This window comes from Humiphilus diazotrophicus, assembly GCF_059726315.1.
The window spans coordinates 2408938-2434378 of the sequence record NZ_AP040870.1; the positions used below are offsets into that span (position 1 = coordinate 2408938).

Here is a 25441-nt window from a genome sequence, read left to right on the forward strand (position 1 = left end):
TCGTCAGAGTGGAGGTCCCAGCAAGAGCATTCTCTTGCTGGGATACAATACTTTACCCTACATGCTGTGCTGCAAGAATCATCTTTCATTGGGCGCGAGCAATCTTGCGGCGGCGCTGTTCCCATTCGGTACTGGTAAAGATTCTAGGACCGACCTCAATCAGGCGTGGAAGCATATTAAAGACAGAGGCCATGCTCCAAAGAGCACCTTGCCGGGTGCGATGACCATGCGCATTCAAATCTGCCGCCACGCGGGAAAGCGGCAGATCCTCGACCATTAGATTCATCATGTCCATCAGAATCTGGTTTTCGACAGGATCAACCTCCAGACTGTGGCAGTCCTGCGCGATACGCAAACCGTAGGGGATCTCTTCAGGCGGGCGCACTCCACTATCCAAAGAGGTGTCGATGGTTTCCGATGCCACCTCACGCTGCCATTCCAACGCCACCAGTTTCCACCCTGCCTGAAGCTGTTCGGCAAGATGATTCAGATCCAGATTGCCATTAACAACCTCTGTAAACTTCTCCACCTTGTGCATGGAACCCTCCTAGATGACCATGTATAGAGAGCATGTCTGAGGCCAATCTGCCATTAGCCGAACTCAGAGATTCTGCTGAAGTTGCCCGTCACAGAGCTGCCATCTGATTGCCCAAATCCGGAATGGCTGTTCGTTGATGAACATCCCTTCTACGCTATCGCCAGCACCAGCAGCGCCTGATACCTATCCTTCCTGATTACTATTCGCTCATCCAAATAGTAACTAATTTGTCATCAAAACTGGCACAAGGTGAAAGCGAAACGGTCTGCACATCGCAAATTTCCTTTCTACTGCAAGAGAAGAAGTGCTGAATTGCAACTACCTCCAGCATCGGCAAGCCTAATCCCTCCAAGCTGCAATGCCCATTTGCGGCAATTCCACCTCGAGTTGATTTACGTAAAGTCATGGTAACTTCCCTGTAAATTCACTTGTCGCCTCCAACTCCGGAACGAAGAATCCCTCCTACCCATAGCACGAGGAGGCACTGTGGGTCAGTAGACCGGGATCTTCACTCCACTGCTTGAATCCGGAGTGAAAGCTACCCGGCTAAGTTTGGTAAGTAATCCTTTGCCCAGATAGCTGCGATAGGAATTGGTTAGCCACTCCTACGAACACACCCTAGAAGCAGTTCATTTGTGCACGGCGGAATTGTGCCGCACGAGCCGATCCGTCGGTTCCTAGAGTCGCTTTGCGCCTATGTAAGCCAAGGCACTAACCATTGGAGTACCTGATGACACTACACGGATCTGATTTGTGTAAGATCTTTAACCGGAAAGTAGCGATAACTGTTTTTGTCATATTATTCACGCTTAGCTTTCCAGCAATCGCAGCGGCTGTATCTATTCAGATCAGCTCTCCAACCACCACCGTAACTATCGGAAATTCCGTTCAATTCACTGCCACTATCACAGGCACAACAACAGGGACGGTTCTGTGGAGCGTCTCTCCTGCATCTGGATCCGGCACCATCTCCAGCACGGGTTTATACACTGCACCTGCTGCAGTACCGGCGTCGCCTGGAGTTCAGATCATAGCGACGCTCTCAACTGACAGCACAGTGCAAGCTTCAAAGACAATCCAGATCGTAGGGCTCCCCACAATTACCTCTACATTACCTTCCACGCTGCCCACGGGGCAGAATAATCCGATCATCATACGCGGTACTAACTTCGTTCGTGATACGACGATTTACATGAATGGCAGCGCACAAACTACGCAGTATGTTTCGTCGACCACGCTCATCGTTGTCATGAGTGCAGAGCCAGGCATCGGTTCCACTGTCACTTTGGTTGCCCAGAACCCTGCTTCCGGAGGAGCAAGCACAGCATTCTCGTATCCACTCGGAGTACCAACCAGCACGTTTGCTATCGTCACGCCAATCCCCTTCCGTCGTATTCCCTCTGACTTTGTGGGCTTCTCACATGAATGGGGAGATGCACAAGGAATCATGGGCTGGGATGCACAGGGCACGAACTATATCTATCGTCAGCTCCTGAGTAATCTGTTGGACACACCCAACTCTCCTTTCCTTATTCGCGTTGGAGGTGGTTCGACCGATAGCAATACAAAGCCGCTTTCCATACAAGCTTTTAATGAACTTAATGCCGCTCTGCCCGGCGTGAAATTCACTACCGGAGTTATGCTCGGCAGTTCGCTAACCTCGACGCCAACCATAGCCGAACAGCAAGCCTTGAGTTATGTAACCACCATGACTCCCGGCATCCTCGACGCCATTGAGATCGGAAACGAGAGCGATACTTATCAATACCAATCCTCACGCTCCTATACCTTCGACGTCTTCAATGGTAAGTATTCGCAGTGGAGCGCAGGCATTCTGCAAACCATTGCCCCATCGACAATTCAATTCACAGGACCGTCTTGGTCTCTCATGCGCACCCTGTTGAACAACAACTACTGGAGCGGATTCAAACCGGAGCCTCCGGGTTATATACAGATCTTTCTTGCGACACAAAGCGGGAACACGAAGACCCTCACGCATCACTTCTATTCCGGGTTGCAAGGAGGCTTACCTCCGACATTTCTCATCGGAAGCTCAGCGCTGCAATATCTGAATCCAGGTAATCCCATTCCCTTCTGGGTGCCAAGCGTTTTCGGCTGGGAATCAGGTCTCGCCCACCAGAATCAAAAAACCTTCCGTGTGAATGAAATGAACACTGTCTCGAATGGAGGGCAACCAGGAACCAGCGACTCGTTTGCCGCAGCACTCTGGTCTGTCGACACAATGTTCGAGTTCGCTGCTGCCGGAGTGGATGGAGTTAACTACCACGGTGCAAATGGTGGCGAACGTGTTGTCGATCCCACGAAGACCTGCGTTGTCCAGGGAGTCACATACCAAGCGCCCTGCACTCCGAGGCCAATTTATGCGCCATTTACCTTCCATCTGGCTCGTACCGGGCCCAACGGGAACTATCAATACGGCCTCAATAGCGTCAATCCGCTGTATTACGGCCTGTACTTCTTCCATCTGGCAGTACCCAATGGCTCCCAGATGCTACCTGTCGTAACGCAGACTCCCGCATACGTCAAAGTATGGGCAACGGTAGATCCGCAACTGACAGTTCGCATTACGATCGTGAATAAAGACACGACATTTTCCGGAAACGTTCCCATTGCCCTGCCAGGTTTTGGAGACGCGGAGGTATTGCAGATGTCTGACGCGAACGGCTACTCCGGAACGATCTACTACGCCAGCAACACCACCGTCGTTGGCACAACCGGCATCACCGTTGGAGGACAAACTTTCGACGGAAGCACCGATGGAACGATCCAGGGCACGCGAACAACTACTTCCATCGCTCCTTCACGGGGAATTTATACCGTACCGGTACAACCTGGGACCGCGGTTCTCCTGACACTCAGACCTCAGCATTGAGAATTCTGATTGCAAGGAGGAGTAATCCAAATTCCGATTGTAAGTAGAGTTGAAGATCATTACGGAAGAGAATGCTCCCAAGCCTCAAAACAGTGAGACTTGGGAGCATTCATTCAGAGGACTCATGCGAGCTGAGAGGAAAGGCCTGATCGACCGACTCGTCAGATGCAAATATCGCAGCAAATTCGTAATCCCTCAAACCCCGCAAGACAGTAGCACGCAACAGCTCTTCGGCACTCAGATAGCGCTTCAGAACGTCGTCTTCCGTCGTTAACTCAGGCGGCTGCTGAAGATCTTCTTTTCCCTCCCGGCGAGAGGCCCAGGGATCGCGCCCATGCGCCATGTCAGAACGGTGGTCCCAAACGGCGGAGGCATCCTGGGTTGTAAAATGAACGCCCACCATCTCGGCTAGCTGCTTCGTGCGTGTCTTAAACTGATTTCCCGCGCTACGATCCCGAAGCCGCAATCCGGAGGCATGCGTAATACGTGTATGCAACATTGCTTCAAGCCCTGAAGCAACCAGAAAGGCTCTGACCTCAAGGAAATACTGGTAAGCAGCATGCTGAACATTGGCGTTCGCACGAACCACTCTGGGCGGAAGATTGTCGATGTTCGAGTGAGCAAGCAATCTCCATACCTGATCGCATTCGGATTTGGCGAGCCAATTCCGTTGTTGCGGAACAATGAATGCCTGCTCGGTAATTCCACGGCATGGCCCAGGAGTAGCCTCAATAAAGGCTCCCGAAGGGTCGAAGGTAAATCGCACAGTGTAGCCAAAGCCAATGGAAGTCGGATGCACCAGCTGCGAGAAGGTCACAAAACGGGTGATATCGCCGGTCACATCCCAAACCGAGGGCTGTCCCGGAGTCCATGGCCCGGCAAACAACGCAATCGTATAGAGCTGTCCGTACCGGCGAAAGACTTCCTGATAAGGGACGCCGGGAGACTCGCAGGCACGATACACAATGTCCCGAAACTCGTCGGGAAGCCGGCAGATCCACATACGATCGGTCAGCTGAAATGGTTCTACACATTGGACGGCAGTCTCATCTGCAGCCTCCACCGCCCGCGCCGAATGCATCAGCACATGGACGTGACTATTCTCTCCTGGTGCGGAAAATCGTCGCACCTGTTCAATGAAAAACTTGGAGTCTCCAAATAAATGAGCCATTTTCTTTAAGAACTGCACATAGAGAATAGCTCGTATCTCCCCTTCAGGCGAAACCTCCGCTTCAAAATCCGCCATTGCACGGTACACTTGGCCAATGCTGCACCTTACGCCGCATCCGGAGTTGCATCCGATCTTCGAAGCATTGGGATATACGCTCGGATTTGCCGCTTATAAGTATGCACGCAAAACCGCGGGAGACATCCTGCCCGAACAGCAACGCTGGAGCGTTGTTGCAGCCGCTGCTCTTGGAGCCTTGCTGGGCAGCCGGATGTTGGGCCTGCTGGAGCAATCTCCGCGGATGCACCTCAAGCTTTCACAGCTGTTCTTGCCCGGAGGAGGAAAGACTATCGTGGGAGGACTGCTCGGCGGCTGGGCTGCAGTCGAACTCATTAAGAAGATCGAGGGAATCCGGACACGAACGGGCGATCTCTTCAGCCTGCCCCTCTGTCTGGGCCTTGGCATCGGACGGATCGGCTGCCTGATTGCTGGTCTTGCCGACGACACCTACGGCAAACCAACCGCCCTTCCCTGGGCCATTGACTTTGGAGACGGTATCGCTCGACACCCGGCACAGCTCTATGAGATCCTCTTTCTCGCCTGGTTGGCCCTACTGCTGCACTGGCTGGGCAAACGCCCACATACAAACGGTTTTCTCTTTCGCGTTTTCATGTTTGGATATCTGTCGTGGCGGTTGCTGATCGACTTCCTGAAACCACAACCCCTGGTCGGTGGAATGAATTTCATTCAATGGGCCTGCGTCGCAGGTTTATCTGTCATCGTGATCTCCGCTCTGACCAAAAGGTCGGAAGCATCCGGAAAGGAGTTGGAGCGTGCCTAGTCCCTGGCGAGATAGCACTAAATGGAAGCGATGTGTAACTATTTCCGCACTGGTCATGGCTTGTTCTCTCGGACTCTGCGGAATCAACTTCGTTGTCATGACCTCAGCCGGTCGAATGTCGAATGGCGGTCCCGGAGGGATATTGGTCATAACAGCCTTCATCGAATTAGGCGGGATCATCCTTAGCGGCATAAGCCTTCTGATCGCGCTAATCGGATTAATGATTGTCTCGCTGTTACGAAAGCCCGAAGAAAACTTATAGGCAGACACCAATGAGCACTCCGACACGGCCATACCTCTTCTACGACATTGCTGTTTCTCTGTGCAGCACCTGCTTTCGCCGGATCGACGCCAAGATCGTCTTCGAAGATAACTGTGTCTACATGCTTAAACGCTGCCCCCAGCACGGTTTTCAACGTGTGTTGATAGCAGACGAGGTGGACTACTATCGCCGTTGCCGGGAAGTCTTCATCAAGCCTCCCGAAATGCCGCGACACTGGAATACATCCATAAAGTACGGTTGCCCCTACGACTGCGGCCTCTGTCCCGACCACGAGCAGCACTCCTGCCTGTCTCTGCTGGAAATCACGGATGCCTGCAATCTGAATTGCCCAATCTGCTATGCCGGCAGTGGAACACATCGCACTACCCATCGGCCACTGGAACAAGTGGAACGCATGCTCGATATGATTGTGCGCAATGAAATGCAGCCGGATATCGTTCAGATTTCAGGCGGGGAACCGACCATTCACCCGCAGTTCTTTGCAATCCTCGATGCCGCAAGGCAACGCCCGATTCGTCACCTGATGGTCAATACCAACGGAATCCGCATCGCTACCGATGAAAGCTTTGCTCGCCAGTTGGCCTCATACATGCCGCGCTTCGAGCTTTATCTTCAATTTGATTCCCTCCGACAAGATCCGCTGATGCAGCTTCGCGGAGCCGATCTGCGCAACATTCGCCAGCGGGCACTCGACAGGCTAAACGAACTTGGCATCTCGACAACGCTAGTCGTAACAGTAGAACGAGGGGTCAATGACGAAGAACTGGGAGCCATCGTTGACTTTGCTCTGCAGCAACCCTGTGTTCGCGGAGTCACCTTCCAGCCGGTGCAGCAGGCAGGACGTCTCGGCGGTTATAGCGCCGCACAACATCGGCTGACATTAACCGAGGTTCGCCGTCGCATCCTCGAGCAGACAACGGTCTTCAGGCCTGAGGACATCATCCCAGTGCCTTGCCATCCCGATTCGCTGGCGATGGGATATGCACTCAAGTTAGCTGGAACCATTACACCGCTAACCAGCATGATTCCGCCCGAAGTGCTGATCAATGGAGCCGGTAACACTATCGTCTATGAGCAGGACCAGGGTGTACGCAGTCATCTGGAACAGAATCCTCAATTACTGACCAAAGCAGCAGCTGCAACATTAAAAGACGGCATCTTCAGACTCTTCTCTACCAACCACTCGCCACAGTCTCAGGCCAGTACTCTGCGCGATCTTCTTTGCTGCCTGCCGCAGGTACTAACAACCAAGGACCTGAGCTATCAGAATCTCTTCCGTATCCTGATTGTGCAGTTTATTGATGCCGATAGTTTCGACCTGCGTTCAATCCGGAAAACTTGCGTCCATATCGCTCATCCCGATGCCGAAAGGTTGATCCCCTTCGATACCTTCAACCTGTTTTATCGGGACGATTTGGAACAGACTCGCCTTGCAGCATTGCGGCAAGGCGTGCCCGTCGCAGAAGTCCTGCCCTGATACTTCACGCTGTTTGATTAAGCACTCACGGCAATCCGCATCCCTGCTCAGACCGTTGGCCAGCTGGGAGCAGGGCGATCTTTTGCCCAGAGGATGTAATCGAGGGTAGGCGGCGCGGCCCCATTCTCACGAAGCTGCGTCAGGCATTGTCCCCGATGATTCTGACTATGGAAGACTACCTGCATAAGTCCGTCGGACACAGGAAATTCTGTTTGCAGGAAGGCGAGCTCAAAACGACGCTCCAGATCTGTTGCCGTAAGTGCATTCACAAAGCCGAGTTCTTCTTCATGAGTAGATTTATAACGATCAACAAGTGCCGCAAAGGAGGCAGGAGGTTGAGATTCAGCTGCCAGATCTATTTCATAACCTTTGAATCGCGATAAGAAAAAGCGCTGAACAAAGAGGATGTGGTGCAAGGTTTTAAACATCCACTGATCTTCAATCGAAGCTGGATGAGAGTGAACTGCGGAGAGCAGTGCAGCATCAGCCCAGGCTTGATAGCTAAACAAAGATACAAAGGAGTCCTTCATGCCAGAAATATTAACACCGGGCATAAGTGACTGTTCTCCCTTCATCCTGGTTTGTTTCCCAGTTTGCTTCCAAAATCCTTTATGATCCCTATATCATGCAAGACCCTTCGCGCATCCTCAATCTCTGGAAGAAACAGCTGGGGCAAGTTCCCGAAGCTGTTTGGAAGCAGACGCAACTTGAAGTCCTAATTCTGGCAGACAATGGACTCACGGAGCTCTCTCCCGAAATCGGAGCGCTCAAGCAGGTGCGGACACTCGACATCGGACATAATCTCCTGACTTCCATTCCGGAAACCATCGGAGGGATGGAGGGACTTACCGACTTCCTTTATCTTCACGACAATCGGCTGACCTCCCTGCCCTCCTCAATAGCGAAGCTGCAACAACTCCGGTATCTAAACATCAGCGAAAATAGGCTCCCCACCCTTGCCGATTCAGTTTGCGAAATGGAGCGTCTCATTGAGCTTCGAGCAACGGACAATGAATTCTCTGAGCTACCGGAGTCAATTGGAAAACTTACATACTTGCGGGAATTACATCTTAGGAATAACCGCCTAACCACACTGCCTGAAACTATCGGCAACTTAAAAGAATTGCGCCAACTCGATCTGCGAGGAAACCCGGTCACCCATTTGCCGACATGTCTGGCGGATCTTCCCAAACTGGAGAAGCTCGATCTTCGCTGGGTTAATACACTCCAAGCTCCAGACCTGTTCGCTAGACTCGAAGCACAGGGATGCGTCGTCTACAGATAACAGATGGCACGAGCTGATATTCGTGCAACTTTCATTAAGCAGCACAGATATCAGCTCATTGTCTTCAATCATGATGTAAAGATCAATCGTATGGGAGATCAACATCCACCCGGAATCAACGATTCCGCTCAGACGTCCTCAGGTATTTCCAAACGGCGGATGCCCCCTGGGAAACGGCTCTGTAACCGCTCGTACTCGGCCTGATGGCGGGCATCGGGATGCGCCCATTCCTTGAGATAGTACACAGCCTCGACTTTGGCTTGAAGCATCTCTTTTGTGCAACTGAAGCAAGGCCTGACGGTCGTATAGACCGTACTTCCCTGTACCGCTATACCGAAGCGTGCCGCAGCAAGGAGAGCATTTTGCTCGGCGTGTACACAGATGCAGAGATCGTAACCAGCTCCGGGCTCAAACTCCTTCCCCCGATTCGCGCAGCGCGAACAACCACCATCGAGGCAATTGGGCATATTTTCCGGAGTTCCGTTGTAACCGGTCGAAACGATATGTCTGTCCTTGACGATTATGGCCCCTACCAGCTTTCCAGTACAGTTCGCACGCTTACTCACGGCAATCGCTATGCCCATAAAGTATTCATTCAGATCCGGCCGTACTTTTATCTCGTCCATTCGTGGCACCTCTATCGCTTACCCACAGACCTCCCGCCAAACGGCTGCACAACGCCCGAAGCCGGTAAAGGCTTTCTGACAGCCAGGAGTGTAAGGTATCTGCGAAGTATACTGCTGAAATCCATATACGCCAACAGCAGACTACCTCTCATGTCTTTTCAGATTATTGATGAATTGACCAGAGAGTGGATGGAGGAGCATGCCCAGGGCTTTTCCAGCTTCGCCTTGGGCCATTCTCACACTCTCTCAGGAAGGGTTCTCTATTCCAACACTACTGCGCAAGAACAGTGTCTTTTGCCACCTGCACCATAAGGGGTGTTCCTTTTTCTATCGATGCTTCCTCGCCGCGGAGAAAGAAAGCTGACATACCGACGCCAGGGATGAGACCTATCGATCGGGCCTTCTTCATCTTGTTCAGGCCCTCCTTGGTCCGCTCGCCTGACAACTCCACCGTCTTTCCATTCAAGTTTATCGACTGCACCATAAAGGTCAGATCGCCAGGCTGGCCAGCCATCCCGGAATGATCAACCTGTATCACTTTGCCTGTAACGGGAGATCCCTTGGGCGCCAGCACTTGATCACCAGCCTTTATGTCCGCGGCAAGTTCCAGAGAGACAGCATCTCCTACCTCAGCGGTCTTTGAGCTTACAGGCGAAGTAACTATCAGAGGTATCTCCAGCCCTTTGGGTAATACCAGATTCGGCACTCCGGATTCACTTATAGGTGCAACGGAAACAGACGAACTCTTCGCCTCCTGCGATGCTGGCAAGGTGTACACTTCCGTCCCCACAATACTACGAATGCAGTGCGGAGCCACAGCAATTGCCTGGAGTGTTGTCGTCGAAGAGATCGTGATCGGACCGGTATAGCGTATAGAAGTTGCTGTCGGGGTCCAACCATCAGTGGTGTAATAAATCACCGCACCACGTGTTTTGCTCTTGAGACGCACCGCAACTGGAGACTGATAAGTACCGCCCTTCACAGAAAAGACAGGAGCAGCAGCAAACGGATAACCCGCAGCTACACTGTCAACCCGTTGCGCAGCATCGCCAGCCTGCTGGCTAGCTTGTATCGCATCACGGTTGGCTTGCTCTGTTGCCTGTATACCGGCCATCGTAGCCGCATCCTGAGCAAAAGCGAAGATAGATCCCAAGGTAAGAAATGCGAGCGAAGAGAGCACAGAAAAGCGCATCATACACCTCCTGTACAGCAGACCAGAGCTGTGAACTCTGAAGGACACACCAAATCCAACCACATTTTAGACTGGAATACGGCAGAGGGGAACCTAAACTTCTTGGGGCCTGTCCGTACTATATGCATTAGTCCTTTGTCTTGAAGCATATAGGAGCAATGGCTGTAAACTCCGGCAGCTTTACTTTCCGATGTTAAGAAAGACAACAAACCGTCAAGGGTAAATGAAGCTGATGTTACCAATAAGTCTGAGGCTGCTCTGGAGCAAATCAGTGGAGGGCGGGGACGCCCTCCACGACAGCCGGCGAGGACGCCAGCGGTACTCAAAGCTGCATATGACCGAGGCAAAGGACACGGCTTGGATAGAAATCCGGGCGGTAGGTGCGGAGATGAACCGCCGCTTCGTACAAATTCTCCGCTGCCACGCGGACGGGGCGTTGTTTGCCCTTCTTCGTCACGACTGCTTTCTGTCCAGCTTCATCTGTTGTCTCGACCCGTTTATAGACTCTTCCCCGAAATTCATAGATCCTCACCAAACCTCCCCTTGCAGACACCGATTCATACGCTTCCAGAATCTCCACGTGTTTTCCCTCGCTTGCTGGTATGACTGGACCACCCATCTGCACACAAAGCCGTCAGACAAAGCTCCGCCCTCTCCGTCTTTGGGTTAGAAAGACAGCCCAGTCCGATTACGGACACACGAATCCCCTTAGCGCGGAATTCGCAAGAAATCAGGCGAATTTATAGCTTTTTAGGATGGGAAACGGCCTCTGGATCGCTCCTGAGGAGTGCTCTCTACAGGTTGTAAGAAGGTTTTAGCAGGACGCCCGGCTTGTGGCCAGCGATGAGAGTATTTAAAGTGAGAAGTAACCATTAGTGAGCCCCTCCGTAGGGCTTATTATTGGCCAGGGTCGCGTACGGTGCTCGTAACACCTGCGCGTCCCGTTCCATTCATGTTTCACATTCGTACAGCAACCGGATTCCGTTCCTAATCCCAGAATCCGGCTATGCGAATGGGGATATCATAACACTCTGACTTCGCCAGCAATCAAATTTCTCAATACAAATAACAGGCCTTTAGAGCCTTCTCTAACATTAAAGCCATTTCGACTTATTGATAGATGATTATTCGTAAACTACCAGGTATAGACCCAGTGCAATTCGTTTCTCAGGAAACAATCACACTCACTAACTGAAGCTTAACAAGAGAGACCTCCACCGGGAACAGGGCTTTTTTCGTACTTCTACCGAACAGATTGGTGACAGATTAATCCGAGAACATCGGTAACACCTTCAACTCGGCACGGACCAGCTAATTCCACGGTAGGTAACAAGCGCACTGCTTCCCGTAGGGAAGCACCTAAAGTAGCCCAGGGTGGAGCATCGCGGAACCCTGGGTACACGTCACCCAAACGCCTTCCGCCCTGTAGGGGCGGTACGAATCTACCCCCATATGTAGCGGGGATCGTATTCGATGTGATGCTTCTTCAAAAACGCCAGAAACTCTGACTGGAAATCTCGTTTCTTGTGATGCTCTCCCTGCTTAGAGATATATGCACAGGTGCTATCTATCTGGGTAACACCAATCGAGAACGCTCCGTAGCCCTCTTGCCATGCGAACTTCGCCAATCCACAGCTCTCATGTATCCACCTCGACGAGCCGCTCTTGATTTCTCGCATCGCATTGGAAATTGATATCGACGCCGGCAACGAAAGCAACAGATGAACATGGTCCTCCGTTCCACCAACAGCAAGAGCCTTCATTTCGTGCTCTCGCGCGATTCCTCCCATATAGGCCCACAGATCGAATTGGAGTTCCGCAGTGATAACTTTGTAGCGCTCTTTAGTCGAGAAAACACAATGAACGAGGGACGAACAGTACGTGTGAGCCATACTGAACGATAATCCATTTCCTGCCGTTTCGTACCGCCCCGCCGGGGCGGCACATATCTTTGGGATGTTAACCCGGGGTTCCGCTTCGCTTCACCCCGGGCTATTTTCGTTCGCTCCCTCCGGGAGGATGCGGCGAATATGTACCGGGCAGATTGGTAACAGATCAGTCCGGTTAGTTCGGTAACACCTTAAGCTAGGCACGAACCGGCTGATTCCACGGCAGGTAACAAGCGCATTGCTTCCCGTAGGGAAGCACCTAAAGTAGCCCAGGGTGGAGCATCGCGGAACCCTGGGTACACGTCACCAAAACACCTTCCGCCCTGTAAGGGCGGTACGAATCTATCCCCATATGTAGCGGGGATCGTATTCAATGCGGTGTTTCTTCAAAAACGCCAGAAACTCTGATTGGAAATCTCGCTTCTTGTGATGCTCTCCCTGCTTAGAGATATATGCACAGGTGCTATCTATCTGGGTAACACCAATCGAGAACGCTCCATAGCCCTCTTGCCATGCGAACTTCGTCAATCCACAGCTCTCATGTATCCACCTCGATGAGCCGCTTTTGATTTCTCGCATTGCATTGGAAATTGATATCGACTCTGGCAACGAAAGCAACAGATGAACATGGTCCTCTGTTCCACCGACAGCAAGAGCCTTCATTTCGTGCTCTCGCGCGATTCCTCCCATATAGGCCCACAGATCAGATTGGAGTTCCGCAGTGATAACTTTGCAGCGCTCTTTAGTCGAGAAAACACAATGAACGAGGGACGAATAGTATGTGTGAGCCATACTGAACGATAAGCCATTTCCTGCCGTTTCGTACCGCCCCGCCGGGGCGGCACATATCTTGGGGATGTTAACCCGGGGTTCCGCTTCGCTTCACCCCGCGCTATTTTCGTTCCCTCCCTACCGGGAGGGGTGTGGCGGGTATGTACCGGGCAGATTGGTAACAAATCAGTCCGGTTAGTTCGGGAACATCGGTAACATCTTCAGCTAGGCACGGACCGGCTAATTCCACGGCAGGTAACAAGCGCACTGCTTCCCGTAGGGAAGCACCTAAAGTAGCCCAGGGTGGAGCATCGCGGAACCCTGGGTTATACGCCACCCATACACCTTCCGCCCTGTAAGGGCGGGACGAGCCTTATTTCCGAAGATAGACCGGACTAAAAGTTGAGGTTCTTCACCAAAGCTGGAAATTCGAATGTTGCGCAACTCTGCACTTTATTGCACGATGCATGCACACTCAATCTCCACCTCAATTTTGACCGGGGGAAACACATCGCGATGTTTTCCCTGGATAACTTCAGTCAGCTTTCCGTCTGCGGACATTGGAATGCTGTGTTAGGTTGAATATTCGCCGGCGCATAGGGCTCCTATGCGAGGCCTGCATGCAAGCCTCGGTTGGCTCAGACATCGCTCGGTTACCGAAGGGAAGGGTTTCCCCACCTGCCCCTTTCGACCCACCACGGGATGGAAGTCTGGGCGGGGCACCCCTCAAGGCCTTCGAGGCGATCTTTGCGACTGCAAAACGAAAGCCCCTGCCGAAGCAGGGGCTTTCGTTTATGACTTTGATTAAGCTTTTATTCTTTACCGGCGCTGGCCAGTTTCGACTCGGCCTCAGACATGACGCGTTGAGCCTCTTCGTACTTGTAGGCGTCTTCTCCGGCATTTGCCCAGAGTTGTTCACCCTTCTCCAGCTGCTTCTGTGCACGGGGCACATCGATCTCTTCCGGCTTCAGTGCGCTCTGCGCCAGGATGGTAACGCGGTCGCCCAGGACCTCGACGAAGCCCCAGTTGACGTTGTAGCGTTCCGCTCCTTCGCCGCTGTGCAGAGTCACATCGCCCGCGCCGAGTTCTGCAATCAGCGGAGCGTGACCGTAGAGCACTTCCAGGTACCCCGATTTCGAAGGCAATTCGACGGCGTCGACGGCCTTTTCCGTCAGGATACGGTCCGGCGTTACGAGCCGGACCTTCAATTGATTGGTAGCTTCTGCCATCGCTGCGCCCCTTAGGCTGACGCCTTCATCTTCTCAGCGGTTTCGAGAACCTCTTCGATGGTGCCCTTCATGTAGAAGGCCTGCTCAGGAACATCGTCGTGCTTACCTTCGATGACTTCCTTGAAGCTGCGCACCGTGTCTTCGATCTTGCAGTAACGACCCTGCATACCGGTGAACTGCTCGGCAACGTGGAAGGGCTGCGACAGGAACTTCTGGACCTTACGAGCACGGGATACGGTGAGCTTGTCCTCTTCCGACAACTCGTCGATACCGAGAATCGCAATGATGTCCTGCAGATCCTTGTAGCGCTGCAGAATACGCTTCACACCCTGGGCCACGTCGTAGTGCTCCTGGCCAACGATGCGCGGTGTCAAAATGCGCGAGGTGGAGGCCAGTGGGTCAACGGCCGGATAGATACCAAGTTCCGACAGGGGACGCGAAAGCACGGTGGTTGCGTCGAGGTGAGCAAAAGTCGTCGCCGGAGCCGGGTCAGTCAAGTCGTCGGCGGGCACGTAGACGGCCTGCACCGAGGTGACGGATCCCTTCTTGGTCGACGTAATGCGCTCCTGCAATTCACCCATTTCCGTTGCCAGGTTCGGCTGATATCCCACGGCCGAAGGCATACGGCCAAGCAGCGTGGATACTTCCGATCCTGCCTGGGTAAAGCGGAAGATGTTGTCGACGAACAACAGCGTGTCGGCGCCTTCTTCATCGCGGAAGTGCTCTGCGACGGTCAGACCGGTCAGAGCAACGCGAAGACGGGCTCCTGGCGGCTCGGTCATCTGTCCATAAATAAGTGCGGCTTTGGACTTGGAGAGCTCCTTCAGATTAATAACGCCCGACTCTTGCATTTCCAGCCAGAGGTCGTTCCCTTCACGGGTACGCTCACCAACGCCGGCGAATACTGAGAAACCGCCGTGCTTGGTAGCGACGTTGTTGATGAGCTCCATGATGACGACGGTCTTGCCGACACCGGCACCGCCGAAGAGGCCGATCTTACCGCCCTTCAAGAAGGGCTGGATCAGGTCGACGACCTTGACGCCGGTTTCGAACATCTCTTCGCGAGTGGACTGCTCGTCGAAGGCTGGAGCAGCGCGGTGAATCGGCTTGCGCTCCTTCACTTCCACAGGGCCGAGCTTGTCGACCGGCTCACCGATCACGTTCATCACGCGACCGAGGGTCCCACGACCCACGGGAACGGAGATCGGGCCGCCGAGGTCGATGGCCTTCATGCCACGAACCATACCGTCCGTCGCTTCCATAGCTACGCAGCGGACACGGCCTTCTCCGAGGTGCTGTTCCACCTCAAGAATGACGTTGATGGGTGTCGGAACATTGAAGCCTTCACTGGTAACGCGCAGCGCCTGATAGATGGGCGGCATTGTCGCTTCTTCAAATTGCACGTCAACAGCAGGTCCCGATACCTGAATGACTTTTCCGATATTCTCTGGCATAAATGGTTCTCTCTACAGTGCGGCAGCGCCGCTGACGATCTCGATAATTTCCTTGGTAATGGCCGCCTGACGTACGCGGTTCATAGTGAGCGTGAGCGAATCGATCAAGTCGGAAGCGTTATTGGTCGCCGAATCCATGGCCGTCATACGGGCGGCATGTTCGGCGGCTACCGATTCCAACATGGCGTGATAAAGCTGGGAGCCGATATACACGGGCAACAAACCGGCAAAGAGTTCCGACGGCGGCTGCTCGTAGATGTAATCCACTTCAGCCGTTCCGAAGTTCTTTGCTTCTTCGTCTGCCTCCCGGGTATCTGCCTCCGAGAGCGAAACACCGGAGGATAGAGCTGCCTCAGCGGCTCGCTCCTTCTCTTCCTGTGTCAGCTCATGGGCGGCTGCAATCTCCCGTCGCCCGATTTCGATAATCGGCAACAGACGCTCAACAACGACGCGCTGCTGAATCACCGACTTGAATTCGTTAAAGACAACGTAGCAGGCATCGATCTCCTCATGAACGTAGCGGGAGACAATCTCGCGGGCTAGTTCGCTGACCTTCTCGAAGGAGAGAGTCTGGAGCATCCCAGGATAGTCACCTGTAACTTCCACGGGAGCGGTGCGCTCACGCTGCGGACGGCTGGCTTCTTCTCCCTCGTGCCCCTCTTCCGTCTTCACCTCAGAGAGTGAGGCTGCGGGAAAGCGGCGACGAAGAAGATCGCGACTCTTACGTCCGACTGCTTCGATGTCGATGTTCTGGTCCTTCCGCTCCTCAATGAAGTTGAAGGCCGCCTTAATAATGTTTGAGTTGAACGCGCCGGCAAAACCTTTATCGCCAGACACAACCACCAGCAGCACGTTCTTTTCCGGCCGGGTAACCAGCAAAGGATGGCGAACGTTTCCAGTGATCGGGTCGTAGATCTCGGTACGGCGCTTCAACGACTCCAGAACACTGGAGATCATCTTGGCATAGGGGCGCGCCGACATGGCGCGCTCCTGTGCACGGCGAAGCTTGGCCGCCGAGACCATCTTCATGGCCTTGGTGATCTGGCGCGTGTTCCTTACACTGCGGATGCGCCGGCGTAGATCGAGGACGTTTGCCATGGTCTTCCTTCGTCTATGCCTTCACCGCGGTCTTGGCGTCAGCGTGTGCCGCCAGAAAGTTCTGTTTGTATTCCTTCAGAGCTGCGTGGAGGCGATTACGGAGATCGTCATCCAACGCCTTCTTGCTGGTGAGATCAGCAGTAAGAGACGTCTGCGTGGAATCCATGTACTTGTACATGCCCAATTCGAAAGCATGGACCTGGTTGAGCTTCAGATCGTCCAGATACCCCTGCGTACCGGCAAAGAGGATATACACCTGCTGTTGCCAGGTCAGCGGCTGATACTGCAGCTGCTTCAACAACTCGGTGAGGCGCTGGCCGCGATTCAACTGCTGCTGCGTAACCTTATCGAGATCGGAACCGAACTGCGCGAAGGCAGCCAATTCACGATACTGGGCCAAGTCCAGCTTCAGGGTAGAACCAACCTGCTTCGTTGCCTTGATGGCAGCCGAGAATCCTACACGGGAGACCGAGAGACCTACGTTTACAGCCGGACGAACACCGGAGTTGAAGAGGTCGGTCTCCAGGAAGATCTGGCCGTCGGTAATCGAAATCACGTTGGTCGGAATGTATGCCGAAAGATCACCGGCCTGGGTCTCGATAATCGGCAGAGCCGTCAACGATCCGCCACCCTTCTCGGCGCTCATCTTGGAGGAGCGCTCCAGCAAGCGGGAGTGGAGATAGAAGACGTCGCCAGGATAAGCTTCGCGGCCCGGTGGACGGCGGAGCAGCAACGAAATTTCGCGGTATGCCGTGGCGTGCTTGGAAAGATCGTCGTAGATCACCAAAGCGTGGCGACCTGTGTCGCGGAAGTGCTCGGCAATAGCCGTTGCCGCGTAAGGAGCCAGGTAAAGCATCGGGGCCGGCTCGGATGCCGAAGCGACAACGATGATGGTGTGCCCCATGGCTCCATGCTCGGTCAAAGTCTGGACAACCTGAGCGATAGACGAACGCTTCTGACCGATCGCGCAGTAAACGCAGATCAGATCGTTCTTTGCGTTGTTGATGATGGTATCGAGAGCCACAGCCGTTTTACCGGTCTGGCGGTCGCCAATGATCAACTCACGCTGTCCGCGGCCGATCGGGATCATGGAGTCGATAGCCTTAAGACCGGTGGCCATCGGCTCACGAACCGGCTGACGGTCGATGATGCCGGGAGCAATGCGCTCGACGGGCAAGGTCTTGTCAGTATTCAAAGGACCCTTGTCGTCAATCGGCTGTCCGAGGGCGTTGACTACGCGGCCGATCAGGCTGTCGCCCACCGGAACGCTGAGAATTTTCCCGGTACGCTTTACCTCATCGCCTTCGCGAATCTCGGTGTAGTCGCCCAAGAGAACGGCGCCAACCTGATCCTCTTCAAGACTCATGGCCAATCCGGCAATGCCGTGAGGGAACTCCAAGAGTTCTCCGGCCATGACCTTATCCAAGCCGTGCAGGCGGGCAATACCGTCACCAAGCGAGGTCACAGTGCCGACTTCATCGACACGCATCTTGGAGTCGTAGTTTGCAATCTGCTCCCTCAGGAGCTGTGTAATTTCATCTGCCTTGATCTGAGCCATGCTTCCCTATCCAAACGGAACTTAATCTACTGCACTGGCGGAAATGACCGACGGCCTTAGCCAGCGATCAGAGCCTCTTTCAATTTGTCGAGCCGACCCCGGACAGAGCCGTCGTAAACGGTGCTGCCAAGGCGGACAATCGCTCCACCCAGTATGGAGTTGTCTTGCGAAAAGCTTGCGTGAATGCGGGTACCTGTCAGCTTGGCAATCTGAGCTTCCAGCTCCCCACGTTCCTTATCGTCCAAAGGCCGCGCGGTGGTCACCTCGACCTCGGAGATTCCGAGGCGGGTGTTGATCTCCTTGCGGTATTCCTCAAGAACTTCATCGAGAGAGGAGATGCGATCGTGATTGATCAGCACGGCGATAAAATTCCGCACCTGCTGCGCAAGCCCCATCTTCTGATTCATTTTGTCCAGCACGGCAACCTTACGGTCGGCAGCGATGGCGGGATTCTCAAAAACCTCCCGCAACTCATTGCTGTCATGCCAGGTCACAGAGAAATCATTCAACTGCTGGTCTACAGCCGGAATGTCCAAATGAGCGGAAATCACGACATCTGCCAAAGCACGTGCGTAACGGGATGCAAAAACCGACATTAGTTGCGCCCATCCTTTCCAAGCTCATGAGCAAAATCACCAACCAGACGGCGATCCATCTCCGGAGTCAACGACAGGCGACCAATAGCACGTTCGACGGCCAACTCCGCAGCAACCTGCTTCAGCTCACGACGGGCAGCCAGAGAAGCCGATTCGATCTCCTGGCTGGCAGCCTCTACGATGCGCTTGTGCTCTTCCTCAATTGAGGCCTTAATGCGAACTTCGTCGGAGGCGCTATCTTTCTCAACCTGCTGACGAATGGCATCGATTTCCTGATCGAGTTTGGAGAGCCGCTCTTCCACGGCACCGAGACGCTTGCTGGCATCTTCAGTAGCAGTGCGTGCATCCTGCAACTGCTTCTGAATGGCTTGACGACGCTGCCGGAAGGTGCGGGGCAGAATCCTGCAAAGCGGAATCAGGATAGCCAGAGCGACGATGGAAAAATTGACGTACTCGAAGACGTGCGCGGCAGTCTCTACATCGACATGCAGCATACGGGCAATTGCCTGTACAGCCGCAGCGTGACGAAAGACGTCGGGGTTATCGTCGTTGTCTTTTTCCTTTGCTTCCGCGCCCTCAGTTTTCTTTGCTTCAACCGAGGTCTCTCCCTGCTTTTCATTCGCAGTAGCGGAAGTCTGTGCCGGTGTTGTAGCAGCTTCCTGAGCGTTCGTTCTCGGTGCAAAAGGAACCAGAAGAACCGCTGCAAAAGCAATTAATGCAAACCAAACAGCAATACGGCGTTTCAACGAGGATTCTCCGCGATAGCCATTCCTTTAGGCAGAATGGCCTTCAAGATCTGATCAGCAAGTTGATCGGCAGAAGTTTCGATTGTCCGGCGGGCCTCGGTGGCTTCCGCGTCGACAGCGGCCCGCGCCTGACGGACCTGCTCCTGCGCCTGCTGACGGAATTTTTCGAGCGCAAGATCCTTTTCGGCATTCCACTTCTGAAGCCGTTGCTCTCTCGCCTTGAAGATCTCGGCGCGAGCGGCCCGAAGCTTTGCCTCGTACTCCTGAGCCTTGGCATCGGCGGCTGCAATTGCAGCATGTGCACGCTCTACTGCTCCTTGCGTGCGGGAACGCCTTTCTTCCAAAGTCTTCAGCAGTGGACCATGAACCAGAAAACGATAGCTAATGACCAGAAATAAAAAGAGAAAAACGGTCGGCACAGAGCCGAGGAATAGGGTGCCGAGTTGTTGCAGTATTTCGTCCATGCAAGTACCGGGAGTTGCGAGTAGTAACGCAATTAAGCTGACGGAACACTAAGGATTAACAGAGGGGGAAACCATTGTCAACGCGGGGTCCCTCTGAGTGGAATACTCCTGTGATGGCTAACACAACACTACTAAAATTTGTGATTGATTTCCGCACAGCGGGCGTAAAATTTTCTTATTACCTCGGCCCGGTTCAGGGTCCAACGGGTCCCGGATTTGAGACGTAGCTCCGCTCTCATCCCCGGGACCTGTTTGCGTTTCAGCTAAGAAACGAGCGGCTGATAAAGCGGTCAGCTAAATTTCGGGCAGCGAAGCTTCGCCTCCAAGCAAAACCCTTGTCATAAATTTCGGGAGGGTGACGCGATCTTGACTCGGCTCTGCCCTTGTTCCAGGTTATTTGAGGCTTTGAAAATTCGTTGAAAACTTAAGTACTGCGACGCGCTACTTCAGCCGAGTAATTATGTCCCTACTTTTCCACACTGTATTCGCGGTAGCGGCCTAGAAGTGATGCTGGGAGCGTGAGTTCCAGACGAACCCGGTCCTCCTCAAATGTGCGCCGATGGATTACAGAACCGGCCTCCAGTGAAGCCAGAATGCCTCCCTCGCTTTGCGGAATGACCAGGATAGCGTCTACCACCGGATCGACCACCAAAGCCTTGTCCATGGCAACCAGAAGCTCTTCCAGACCGATTCCCTCGCGGGCAGAGATCGCAACCGCATCTCCTTGCAGAAGATTTTCACGAGCCTCTGCGCTGAGCAGATCGATCTTGTTCAGAACCTGGATAGTTGGCTTGCCTAATGCTTCCAGCTCATCGAGCACTTTCTCGACCTGTCCCTTCTGCTCTTCGGCCAGAGGGCTGGAGGCGTCGCGAACGTGCAAGAGAAGCTCTGCCTTCTCCACCTCTTCCAAAGTCGCCCGGAAACTGGTCACGAGTGTGTGGGGCAGATTGCGAATGAATCCTACGGTATCCGACAGCAGAACCTTGCGGCGCGACGGCAGTTGCAGTGCCCGCAACTTCGGATCGAGAGTGGCAAACATTCTGGACGATTCCAGCACTCCCGCATCGGTCAGGCGATTGAAGAGAGTGCTCTTTCCGGCGTTGGTATAGCCGACCAGTGCCACTGTAGGGACGGGTACGGATTCCCGGCGTTGCCGCTGCTGGCGGCGAGCCCGGCGAACCGCTTCCAAATCACGGCGTAGCTGTACGATTCTGCGCTGAATTTTGCGGCGATCGGTTTCGAGCTGCGTTTCACCAGGACCACGAGTGCCGATGCCGCCGCCCAGCTGGGACATGGCCGAGCCTCGGCCTGTCAGACGGGGAAGCATGTATTCCAGCTGCGCCAGCTCGACTTGCAGCTGACCCTCCCGGGTCCGGGCGTGGCGGGCAAAGATGTCCAAAATGAGTTGAGTACGATCAATCACCCGGCAGGGGAAAGAGCGCTCCAGGTTGCGAAGCTGGGTTGGGGAAAGATCGTTGTCGAAGAGAACAACCGTGGCAGACAGAGAAGTGGCCAGAGCAGAGATTTCCTCCACCTTGCCGCTGCCGATCAGAGTTGCGGGATCGGCCTTTGCACGCCGCTGGACGACAATATCGGCTATCTCAGCCCCGGCGCTGAGCACCAGTTCTTTGAACTCCTGCAGATTGCCTTCTTCGTCGAAATCCGCGGAGGAATCCTGGACAGGGGGAGCCGTAAAGGTTGGGTTTTCCTCTGTTTCAGAGACAAGAGGGGTTATCGAGTCCCGCGCTTGTGCTGCTGCGCGCAGAACAGGACGCTTACGCCCTGCGAGCTCTACACTCACTAACAGGGCGTATTCTTGCTGGTTTCCCGTCTTATTCAGCCTTAAATCCCCGCTGCCTTGAGGCAGGTAATCCTCTTCAGCCTTGCGCCTCCGGAGGGGCCGCAGCCGCTGCGCCCACTGCACCACCAGGATGAGCAGCGGTATGCGTCGTCGCCGTAGGAGGACGATGCTCAGTATGTAGCACCGATCGATTACTGACAACGGTAGAGATGGCGTGCTTAAAGATCAATTGCTCCTGGCTGTTGTTCTCCAGCAGCACCGAGTACTTATCAAATGAACGAATTTTACCCGTGAGCTTCACGCCGCTAACGAGATAAATCGTGATGGGGGTTTTGTCTTTACGGACCGTGTTCAGAAAGGTGTCCTGAATATTCTGTGCCGGCTTGCTATCCATGAGCCGATCTCCTATTCTCTGCTTCCTTGAAATAAGTGCAAAAGCTAATTGACAACCGAAAACACATGCCTACGGCCGGACCTCCGCCGAGACACATTAATATGTTCTCCAACCATATAGGCGGCAAGTATAACTTTTCAACATAACTTGAGGTGTTTTTTTCCAGTTACTTCCCAGCTGACGCAACTTGGCAGACGTCCTGGACTCTTAAAACTCCTCCCCACGCTTAGATGCTGATTTCCACAACGTGGGATTCCACCTTAAAAATAGCATTCTTGAGCTGTTACCATTCTCGATGTGGAAATTCTGAAGGCTGACTCCGCCGGGAAAGCAGCCCAGCCGCTGCATCCGGTTCCTATGCTCGACTTTTCCCGCCAGTATGCCGTAATTGGCCCCGAAGTACTGGAGGCCGTTCGGGCCGTCTTTGAAACCCAACATTTCATCCTTGGTGAGCCGGTTACCGAGTTCGAGAAGGCTGCTGCGTCCTTTTTGCACGTTAGCGGCGCCGTCGGCTGCTCTTCTGGTACTGACGCGCTTTGGCTGGCCCTGGCTGCAACAAAAATTGGCGAGGGCGATGCTGTTATCACAACTCCTTTTAGCTTCTTTGCCACGGTTAGCTCGATTATCCGGGTAGGAGCAAGGCCGATTCTGGCCGATATTGACCCGGTTACCTTCAATCTGTCCGCTTCAGCGGCGGCAAGTCTCCTTTCCGGAGGCACACATTCCCGCATTCGGGCGGTTTTGCCCGTCCATCTCTATGGACAATGCGCGGATTGGGACCAGATGGAGGAGCTCAAGAGCCGCTTCGGAGTTCTACTGATCGAGGATGCGGCCCAGGCCTGGGGCTCCAAATGGAAGGATCGCGCTGCCGGTGCTCTAGGCGATGCTGCGACCTTCAGTTTTTACCCCACTAAAAATCTGAGCGCCAGCGGCGATGCGGGAATGGTAACAACAAACGATCCGAATATCGCCGAGCGGCTTCGTATGCTCCGTGGACACGGAATGCGGAAACGCTACTATCACGACGAAATCGGGTGGAATTGCCGTCTGGACAGCATTCAGGCCGCAGTTTTGCTGGTGAAGCTCAAATACATCGAGAAATGGAATGAGCGCCGCCGGGAATTAGCTGCCAATTACAATCGCCTCTTCACGAAACATGGCCTGGCAGAGCCCGGGCAGGTATACCCCGAGCACGGCGTGGTTCTGCCTTACGAACGCCCTGAGGCTCACCACATCTGGCATCAGTACGTTATCCGCACCAAGAAACGCGATCAGCTGCGTCAATTCCTGGCTGAACGCAAGATCGGCTCGGAAATCTACTATCCTGTGCCGCTTCATCTGCAGGAGTGCCTGAAGGATCTGGGTTACAAACCCGGTGACTTCCCAGAAAGCGAACGCGCCGCAGCCGAAGTCCTGGCTCTGCCCATCTTCCCGGAACTCAAGGAAGAGGAGCAGGAGATTGTTGTAGAAGCAATTAAAGAATTTCTGAGCTAAGAAGCGGGTGGCAAAAACCCAGCTCAGAACCGGTTAGCGAGAGGTCCTGCCTGGCAGGACCTCTCCTAGCTTTAAAGCAGCTAGCACATCAATGATTTCGCCACTTTTGGCCCGGCAGGAGCCGGGCCTTTCCTTTGCCTTCACTATTTGGCGATTGTCGTACTAACGACGGCCTTTCTTCGCCTTTTCCTTGTCCTTCTTCTCCGACGGAGGATGAGGCTGAATCATCGGGCGATCTCCACCGGCAATCCTTCTCACAATCACGCCTTCCAAACGGAAGGTCTGAGTCTGAGTATGAAGAGGCTTTGAGGTGCCAGTCTCGGAATCTGCCGTCACAACACCGTCAATCGACTGATTGAAGCTGAAGGTCGGCAGCGTCCCTGGTGCTCCAAAATTCTGCTGATTGATGGTAACGGGCAGGAATCCCTCAATATTGCGGATTCTGTAAGCCGTCTCGTAGCGGTGCTTTTTGAGATTCCAGGTAAAGACACGCACCTGATCGAAGTCGTAAGGCAGCCCGTCCTTGTAGGCGTTCAGCACCGTGACGTACACACGAACCTTTTTGTCCGGAGTAGAGGCCTCAGGGTCATCCAAGACCTGCAGGACGTAAGCTCCAACCATCTTCTGTCCTTCGGAATACCCCGCAATCTCGTCGGGAACATCCACGTCGAGACGACGCGCCAGCAGCCATCCCACTTCCCCCTTGGCATCTCTCACAAGCCACCAGTCCTCCATTGCCGGAGGAGGTGCAGGAGCTGCGGGTGGTGCGGAAGCGCTAGGAGCCGCAGCCCCAGTCGCTGGTTTTGTTGTCTTTGGAGCAGCTGTCGAACCGGCTTTTGGACCAGTTGTCCCCGTACTGCCGCTGGCACCGGAGGGAGGCGTTGCAATCGGCTTTGGAAGTCCGGGCCATCCGGGCTGTTGAGGCTTAGCAACTGAGGCTCTCACCAGGAGTTGCAGCTTCGAATTCTCCGACAGCAGGAAGTAACGGTCTGTATCGCGTCCGGGCTTCAAATGCAGATAGGCATCGTCACGTAAGACTCCGGTAGCAATTACGGGATCTTTGGAATGCTTCTTCTGAAGATCTTCAAACTGAGTGAAGATGTCCCCGGTAATAACAGCACGTTCTTCCAGCCAACCGATTTCTCCCTTTTCCGTACGCACCTTCAGGAATCTGCGGTTGTGCTCAAGAACGGTAAGCTTTTGTCCATTGCTCACAGGAGCAATGCGATTCGAAACAGCAGCAACGCGGTCACGCAGATATGCTTGCTTTACAACCACATAGACAGTTTCGTGCTGCAGGGACTTGAGACGTTTACACGCTGCCAGACTAAAAATCACAGCAGAGATCAGCAGCGAGTAAAGGAGGCAGCAAAGCATCCGCTTTGTGCCCTTTATCCGAGGGAATCGAAAAGAGGGCTGTTCGTCGTTCGACACGGCTAATTAACTATTTAGAAGGATATCACCGCAGGCTACGGCAGGTTATAGCTACAAAGGAACATGAGGTGCTCTTCTCCATACCTGGCAAGGCACGCAAAAATCACCTCGGCATCCGTTACATTAACCAAACTTAACTTTGGTAATCCGGCAAAGACTCTGGCACTACATTCCCTCAAGGGCGAAAGCCCTTATCTCTTTCGTTGCTAT

General features: G+C 53.8%; 25 protein-coding genes. 6 read left to right on the plus strand and 19 right to left on the minus strand.

Annotation, left to right across the window (positions count from 1 at the left end):
- Positions 1-85 precede the first annotated feature (85 nt).
- Together AC6I7T_RS10910 and AC6I7T_RS10915 are read right to left on the minus strand one after the other, a co-directional pair.
- Positions 86-538 (minus strand): recombinase family protein, encoded by a 453-nt coding sequence (locus AC6I7T_RS10910; RefSeq protein ID WP_497793423.1) that lies wholly within the window; start codon positions 536-538, stop codon positions 86-88.
- Positions 539-737: 199 nt separating this feature from the next.
- Entirely contained in the window at positions 738-944 is a 207-nt protein-coding gene (locus AC6I7T_RS10915) for a hypothetical protein (protein WP_497793424.1), read from the minus strand.
- 324 nt (positions 945-1268) lie between these two features.
- On the opposite strand from AC6I7T_RS10915, the gene AC6I7T_RS10920 reads away from it, so the two are divergent.
- Positions 1269-3431: an IPT/TIG domain-containing protein gene (locus AC6I7T_RS10920; protein WP_497793425.1), complete on the plus strand. Its 2163-nt coding sequence runs from the start codon at positions 1269-1271 to the stop codon at positions 3429-3431.
- Between the two features lie 109 nt (positions 3432-3540).
- Here AC6I7T_RS10920 and AC6I7T_RS10925 read toward each other — a convergent pair whose 3' ends face one another.
- Positions 3541-4677, minus strand: a complete 1137-nt coding sequence (locus AC6I7T_RS10925) for a hypothetical protein (RefSeq protein WP_497793426.1) — start codon at positions 4675-4677, stop codon at positions 3541-3543.
- Between the two features lie 19 nt (positions 4678-4696).
- Here AC6I7T_RS10925 and AC6I7T_RS10930 point away from each other — a divergent pair, with 19 nt between their 5' ends.
- From AC6I7T_RS10930 to AC6I7T_RS10940, 3 genes are read left to right on the plus strand one after another with little or no spacing between them, the layout of a single operon-like run.
- Positions 4697-5440 carry a prolipoprotein diacylglyceryl transferase gene (locus AC6I7T_RS10930; RefSeq protein ID WP_497793427.1) on the plus strand — a complete coding sequence of 248 codons (744 nt, stop codon included), beginning with the start codon at positions 4697-4699 and terminating at the stop codon, positions 5438-5440.
- The gene (locus AC6I7T_RS10935) at positions 5433-5702 is read left to right on the plus strand and encodes a hypothetical protein (protein ID WP_497793428.1); all 270 of its coding nucleotides are present in this window, start codon (positions 5433-5435) and stop codon (positions 5700-5702) included. The genes AC6I7T_RS10930 and AC6I7T_RS10935 overlap by 8 nt, the downstream gene beginning before the upstream one ends.
- A 10-nt stretch (positions 5703-5712) precedes the next feature.
- Complete coding sequence (locus AC6I7T_RS10940; protein ID WP_497793429.1) at positions 5713-7200, plus strand: radical SAM protein; 1488 nt, start codon at positions 5713-5715, stop codon at positions 7198-7200.
- A 47-nt stretch (positions 7201-7247) separates the two neighbouring features.
- Here AC6I7T_RS10940 and AC6I7T_RS10945 read toward each other — a convergent pair whose 3' ends face one another.
- Positions 7248-7754: a DinB family protein gene (locus AC6I7T_RS10945; RefSeq protein WP_497793430.1), complete on the minus strand. Its 507-nt coding sequence runs from the start codon at positions 7752-7754 to the stop codon at positions 7248-7250.
- A gap of 71 nt (positions 7755-7825) precedes the next feature.
- On the opposite strand from AC6I7T_RS10945, the gene AC6I7T_RS10950 reads away from it, so the two are divergent.
- On the plus strand, positions 7826-8485 hold the full coding sequence (locus AC6I7T_RS10950; protein WP_497793431.1) for a leucine-rich repeat domain-containing protein: 660 nt from the start codon (positions 7826-7828) through the stop codon (positions 8483-8485).
- A gap of 128 nt (positions 8486-8613) precedes the next feature.
- On the opposite strand, the gene AC6I7T_RS10955 is transcribed toward AC6I7T_RS10950, so the two are convergent.
- From AC6I7T_RS10955 to hfq, 14 genes are all read right to left on the minus strand, one after another.
- Entirely contained in the window at positions 8614-9111 is a 498-nt protein-coding gene (locus AC6I7T_RS10955) for a deoxycytidylate deaminase (RefSeq protein ID WP_497793432.1), read from the minus strand.
- Positions 9112-9382: 271 nt separating this feature from the next.
- Positions 9383-10306 carry a chitobiase/beta-hexosaminidase C-terminal domain-containing protein gene (locus AC6I7T_RS10960; RefSeq protein WP_497793433.1) on the minus strand — a complete coding sequence of 308 codons (924 nt, stop codon included), beginning with the start codon at positions 10304-10306 and terminating at the stop codon, positions 9383-9385.
- Positions 10307-10625: 319 nt separating this feature from the next.
- On the minus strand, positions 10626-10835 hold the full coding sequence (locus AC6I7T_RS10965; protein WP_497793434.1) for a hypothetical protein: 210 nt from the start codon (positions 10833-10835) through the stop codon (positions 10626-10628).
- A 910-nt stretch (positions 10836-11745) separates the two neighbouring features.
- Positions 11746-12195 carry an IS200/IS605 family transposase gene (gene tnpA, locus AC6I7T_RS10970; protein ID WP_497793435.1) on the minus strand — a complete coding sequence of 150 codons (450 nt, stop codon included), beginning with the start codon at positions 12193-12195 and terminating at the stop codon, positions 11746-11748.
- A 339-nt stretch (positions 12196-12534) separates the two neighbouring features.
- A complete protein-coding gene (gene tnpA / locus AC6I7T_RS10975; RefSeq protein WP_497793436.1) occupies positions 12535-12984 on the minus strand; it encodes an IS200/IS605 family transposase in 450 nt (149 codons plus the stop codon).
- 791 nt (positions 12985-13775) lie between these two features.
- Entirely contained in the window at positions 13776-14192 is a 417-nt protein-coding gene (gene atpC, locus AC6I7T_RS10980) for an ATP synthase F1 subunit epsilon (RefSeq protein WP_497793437.1), read from the minus strand.
- An 11-nt stretch (positions 14193-14203) separates the two neighbouring features.
- Entirely contained in the window at positions 14204-15646 is a 1443-nt protein-coding gene (gene atpD, locus AC6I7T_RS10985) for a F0F1 ATP synthase subunit beta (RefSeq protein WP_497793438.1), read from the minus strand.
- 12 nt (positions 15647-15658) lie between these two features.
- A complete protein-coding gene (locus AC6I7T_RS10990; RefSeq protein ID WP_497793439.1) occupies positions 15659-16744 on the minus strand; it encodes a F0F1 ATP synthase subunit gamma in 1086 nt (361 codons plus the stop codon).
- Between the two features lie 13 nt (positions 16745-16757).
- On the minus strand, positions 16758-18302 hold the full coding sequence (atpA, locus tag AC6I7T_RS10995; protein ID WP_497793440.1) for a F0F1 ATP synthase subunit alpha: 1545 nt from the start codon (positions 18300-18302) through the stop codon (positions 16758-16760).
- A gap of 56 nt (positions 18303-18358) precedes the next feature.
- A complete protein-coding gene (atpH, locus tag AC6I7T_RS11000; RefSeq protein WP_497793441.1) occupies positions 18359-18898 on the minus strand; it encodes an ATP synthase F1 subunit delta in 540 nt (179 codons plus the stop codon).
- The gene (locus AC6I7T_RS11005) at positions 18898-19644 is read right to left on the minus strand and encodes a F0F1 ATP synthase subunit B (RefSeq protein ID WP_497793442.1); all 747 of its coding nucleotides are present in this window, start codon (positions 19642-19644) and stop codon (positions 18898-18900) included. The genes atpH and AC6I7T_RS11005 overlap by 1 nt, the downstream gene beginning before the upstream one ends.
- The gene (locus AC6I7T_RS11010) at positions 19641-20108 is read right to left on the minus strand and encodes a F0F1 ATP synthase subunit B (RefSeq protein ID WP_497793443.1); all 468 of its coding nucleotides are present in this window, start codon (positions 20106-20108) and stop codon (positions 19641-19643) included. Before AC6I7T_RS11010 ends, AC6I7T_RS11005 begins: the two co-directional genes overlap by 4 nt.
- 466 nt (positions 20109-20574) lie before the next feature.
- Positions 20575-21909 (minus strand): GTPase HflX, encoded by a 1335-nt coding sequence (hflX, locus tag AC6I7T_RS11015; protein WP_497793444.1) that lies wholly within the window; start codon positions 21907-21909, stop codon positions 20575-20577.
- A 76-nt stretch (positions 21910-21985) separates the two neighbouring features.
- The gene (gene hfq / locus AC6I7T_RS11020) at positions 21986-22303 is read right to left on the minus strand and encodes an RNA chaperone Hfq (RefSeq protein WP_497793445.1); all 318 of its coding nucleotides are present in this window, start codon (positions 22301-22303) and stop codon (positions 21986-21988) included.
- Positions 22304-22600: 297 nt separating this feature from the next.
- Between hfq and AC6I7T_RS11025 the strand changes: the two genes are divergently transcribed.
- Positions 22601-23797 (plus strand): DegT/DnrJ/EryC1/StrS family aminotransferase, encoded by a 1197-nt coding sequence (locus tag AC6I7T_RS11025; protein ID WP_497793446.1) that lies wholly within the window; start codon positions 22601-22603, stop codon positions 23795-23797.
- 162 nt (positions 23798-23959) lie between these two features.
- Here the strand turns inward: AC6I7T_RS11025 and AC6I7T_RS11030 are convergent, their stop codons facing one another.
- A complete protein-coding gene (locus tag AC6I7T_RS11030) occupies positions 23960-25174 on the minus strand; it encodes an SH3 domain-containing protein (RefSeq protein ID WP_497793447.1) in 1215 nt (404 codons plus the stop codon).
- Between the last annotated feature and the right edge of the window lie 267 nt (positions 25175-25441).

Bases quoted from the DNA above. Each gene is read 5' to 3' on its own strand.
- AC6I7T_RS10910 (WP_497793423.1), bottom strand. From the start codon at position 538: ATGCACAAGGTGGAGAAGTTTACAGAGGTTGTTAATGGCAATCTGGAT.
- AC6I7T_RS10915 (WP_497793424.1), bottom strand. From the start codon at position 944: ATGACTTTACGTAAATCAACTCGAGGTGGAATTGCCGCAAATGGGCAT.
- AC6I7T_RS10920 (WP_497793425.1), top strand. From the start codon at position 1,269: ATGACACTACACGGATCTGATTTGTGTAAGATCTTTAACCGGAAAGTA.
- AC6I7T_RS10925 (WP_497793426.1), bottom strand. From the start codon at position 4,677: ATGGCGGATTTTGAAGCGGAGGTTTCGCCTGAAGGGGAGATACGAGCT.
- AC6I7T_RS10930 (WP_497793427.1), top strand. From the start codon at position 4,697: ATGCTGCACCTTACGCCGCATCCGGAGTTGCATCCGATCTTCGAAGCA.
- AC6I7T_RS10940 (WP_497793429.1), top strand. From the start codon at position 5,713: ATGAGCACTCCGACACGGCCATACCTCTTCTACGACATTGCTGTTTCT.
- AC6I7T_RS10945 (WP_497793430.1), bottom strand. From the start codon at position 7,754: ATGCCCGGTGTTAATATTTCTGGCATGAAGGACTCCTTTGTATCTTTG.
- AC6I7T_RS10950 (WP_497793431.1), top strand. From the start codon at position 7,826: ATGCAAGACCCTTCGCGCATCCTCAATCTCTGGAAGAAACAGCTGGGG.
- AC6I7T_RS10955 (WP_497793432.1), bottom strand. From the start codon at position 9,111: ATGGACGAGATAAAAGTACGGCCGGATCTGAATGAATACTTTATGGGC.
- AC6I7T_RS10960 (WP_497793433.1), bottom strand. From the start codon at position 10,306: ATGATGCGCTTTTCTGTGCTCTCTTCGCTCGCATTTCTTACCTTGGGA.
- tnpA (WP_497793435.1), bottom strand. From the start codon at position 12,195: ATGGCTCACACGTACTGTTCGTCCCTCGTTCATTGTGTTTTCTCGACT.
- tnpA (WP_497793436.1), bottom strand. From the start codon at position 12,984: ATGGCTCACACATACTATTCGTCCCTCGTTCATTGTGTTTTCTCGACT.
- atpC (WP_497793437.1), bottom strand. From the start codon at position 14,192: ATGGCAGAAGCTACCAATCAATTGAAGGTCCGGCTCGTAACGCCGGAC.
- atpD (WP_497793438.1), bottom strand. From the start codon at position 15,646: ATGCCAGAGAATATCGGAAAAGTCATTCAGGTATCGGGACCTGCTGTT.
- AC6I7T_RS10990 (WP_497793439.1), bottom strand. From the start codon at position 16,744: ATGGCAAACGTCCTCGATCTACGCCGGCGCATCCGCAGTGTAAGGAAC.
- atpA (WP_497793440.1), bottom strand. From the start codon at position 18,302: ATGGCTCAGATCAAGGCAGATGAAATTACACAGCTCCTGAGGGAGCAG.
- atpH (WP_497793441.1), bottom strand. From the start codon at position 18,898: ATGTCGGTTTTTGCATCCCGTTACGCACGTGCTTTGGCAGATGTCGTG.
- AC6I7T_RS11010 (WP_497793443.1), bottom strand. From the start codon at position 20,108: ATGGACGAAATACTGCAACAACTCGGCACCCTATTCCTCGGCTCTGTG.
- hfq (WP_497793445.1), bottom strand. From the start codon at position 22,303: ATGGATAGCAAGCCGGCACAGAATATTCAGGACACCTTTCTGAACACG.
- AC6I7T_RS11030 (WP_497793447.1), bottom strand. From the start codon at position 25,174: ATGCTTTGCTGCCTCCTTTACTCGCTGCTGATCTCTGCTGTGATTTTT.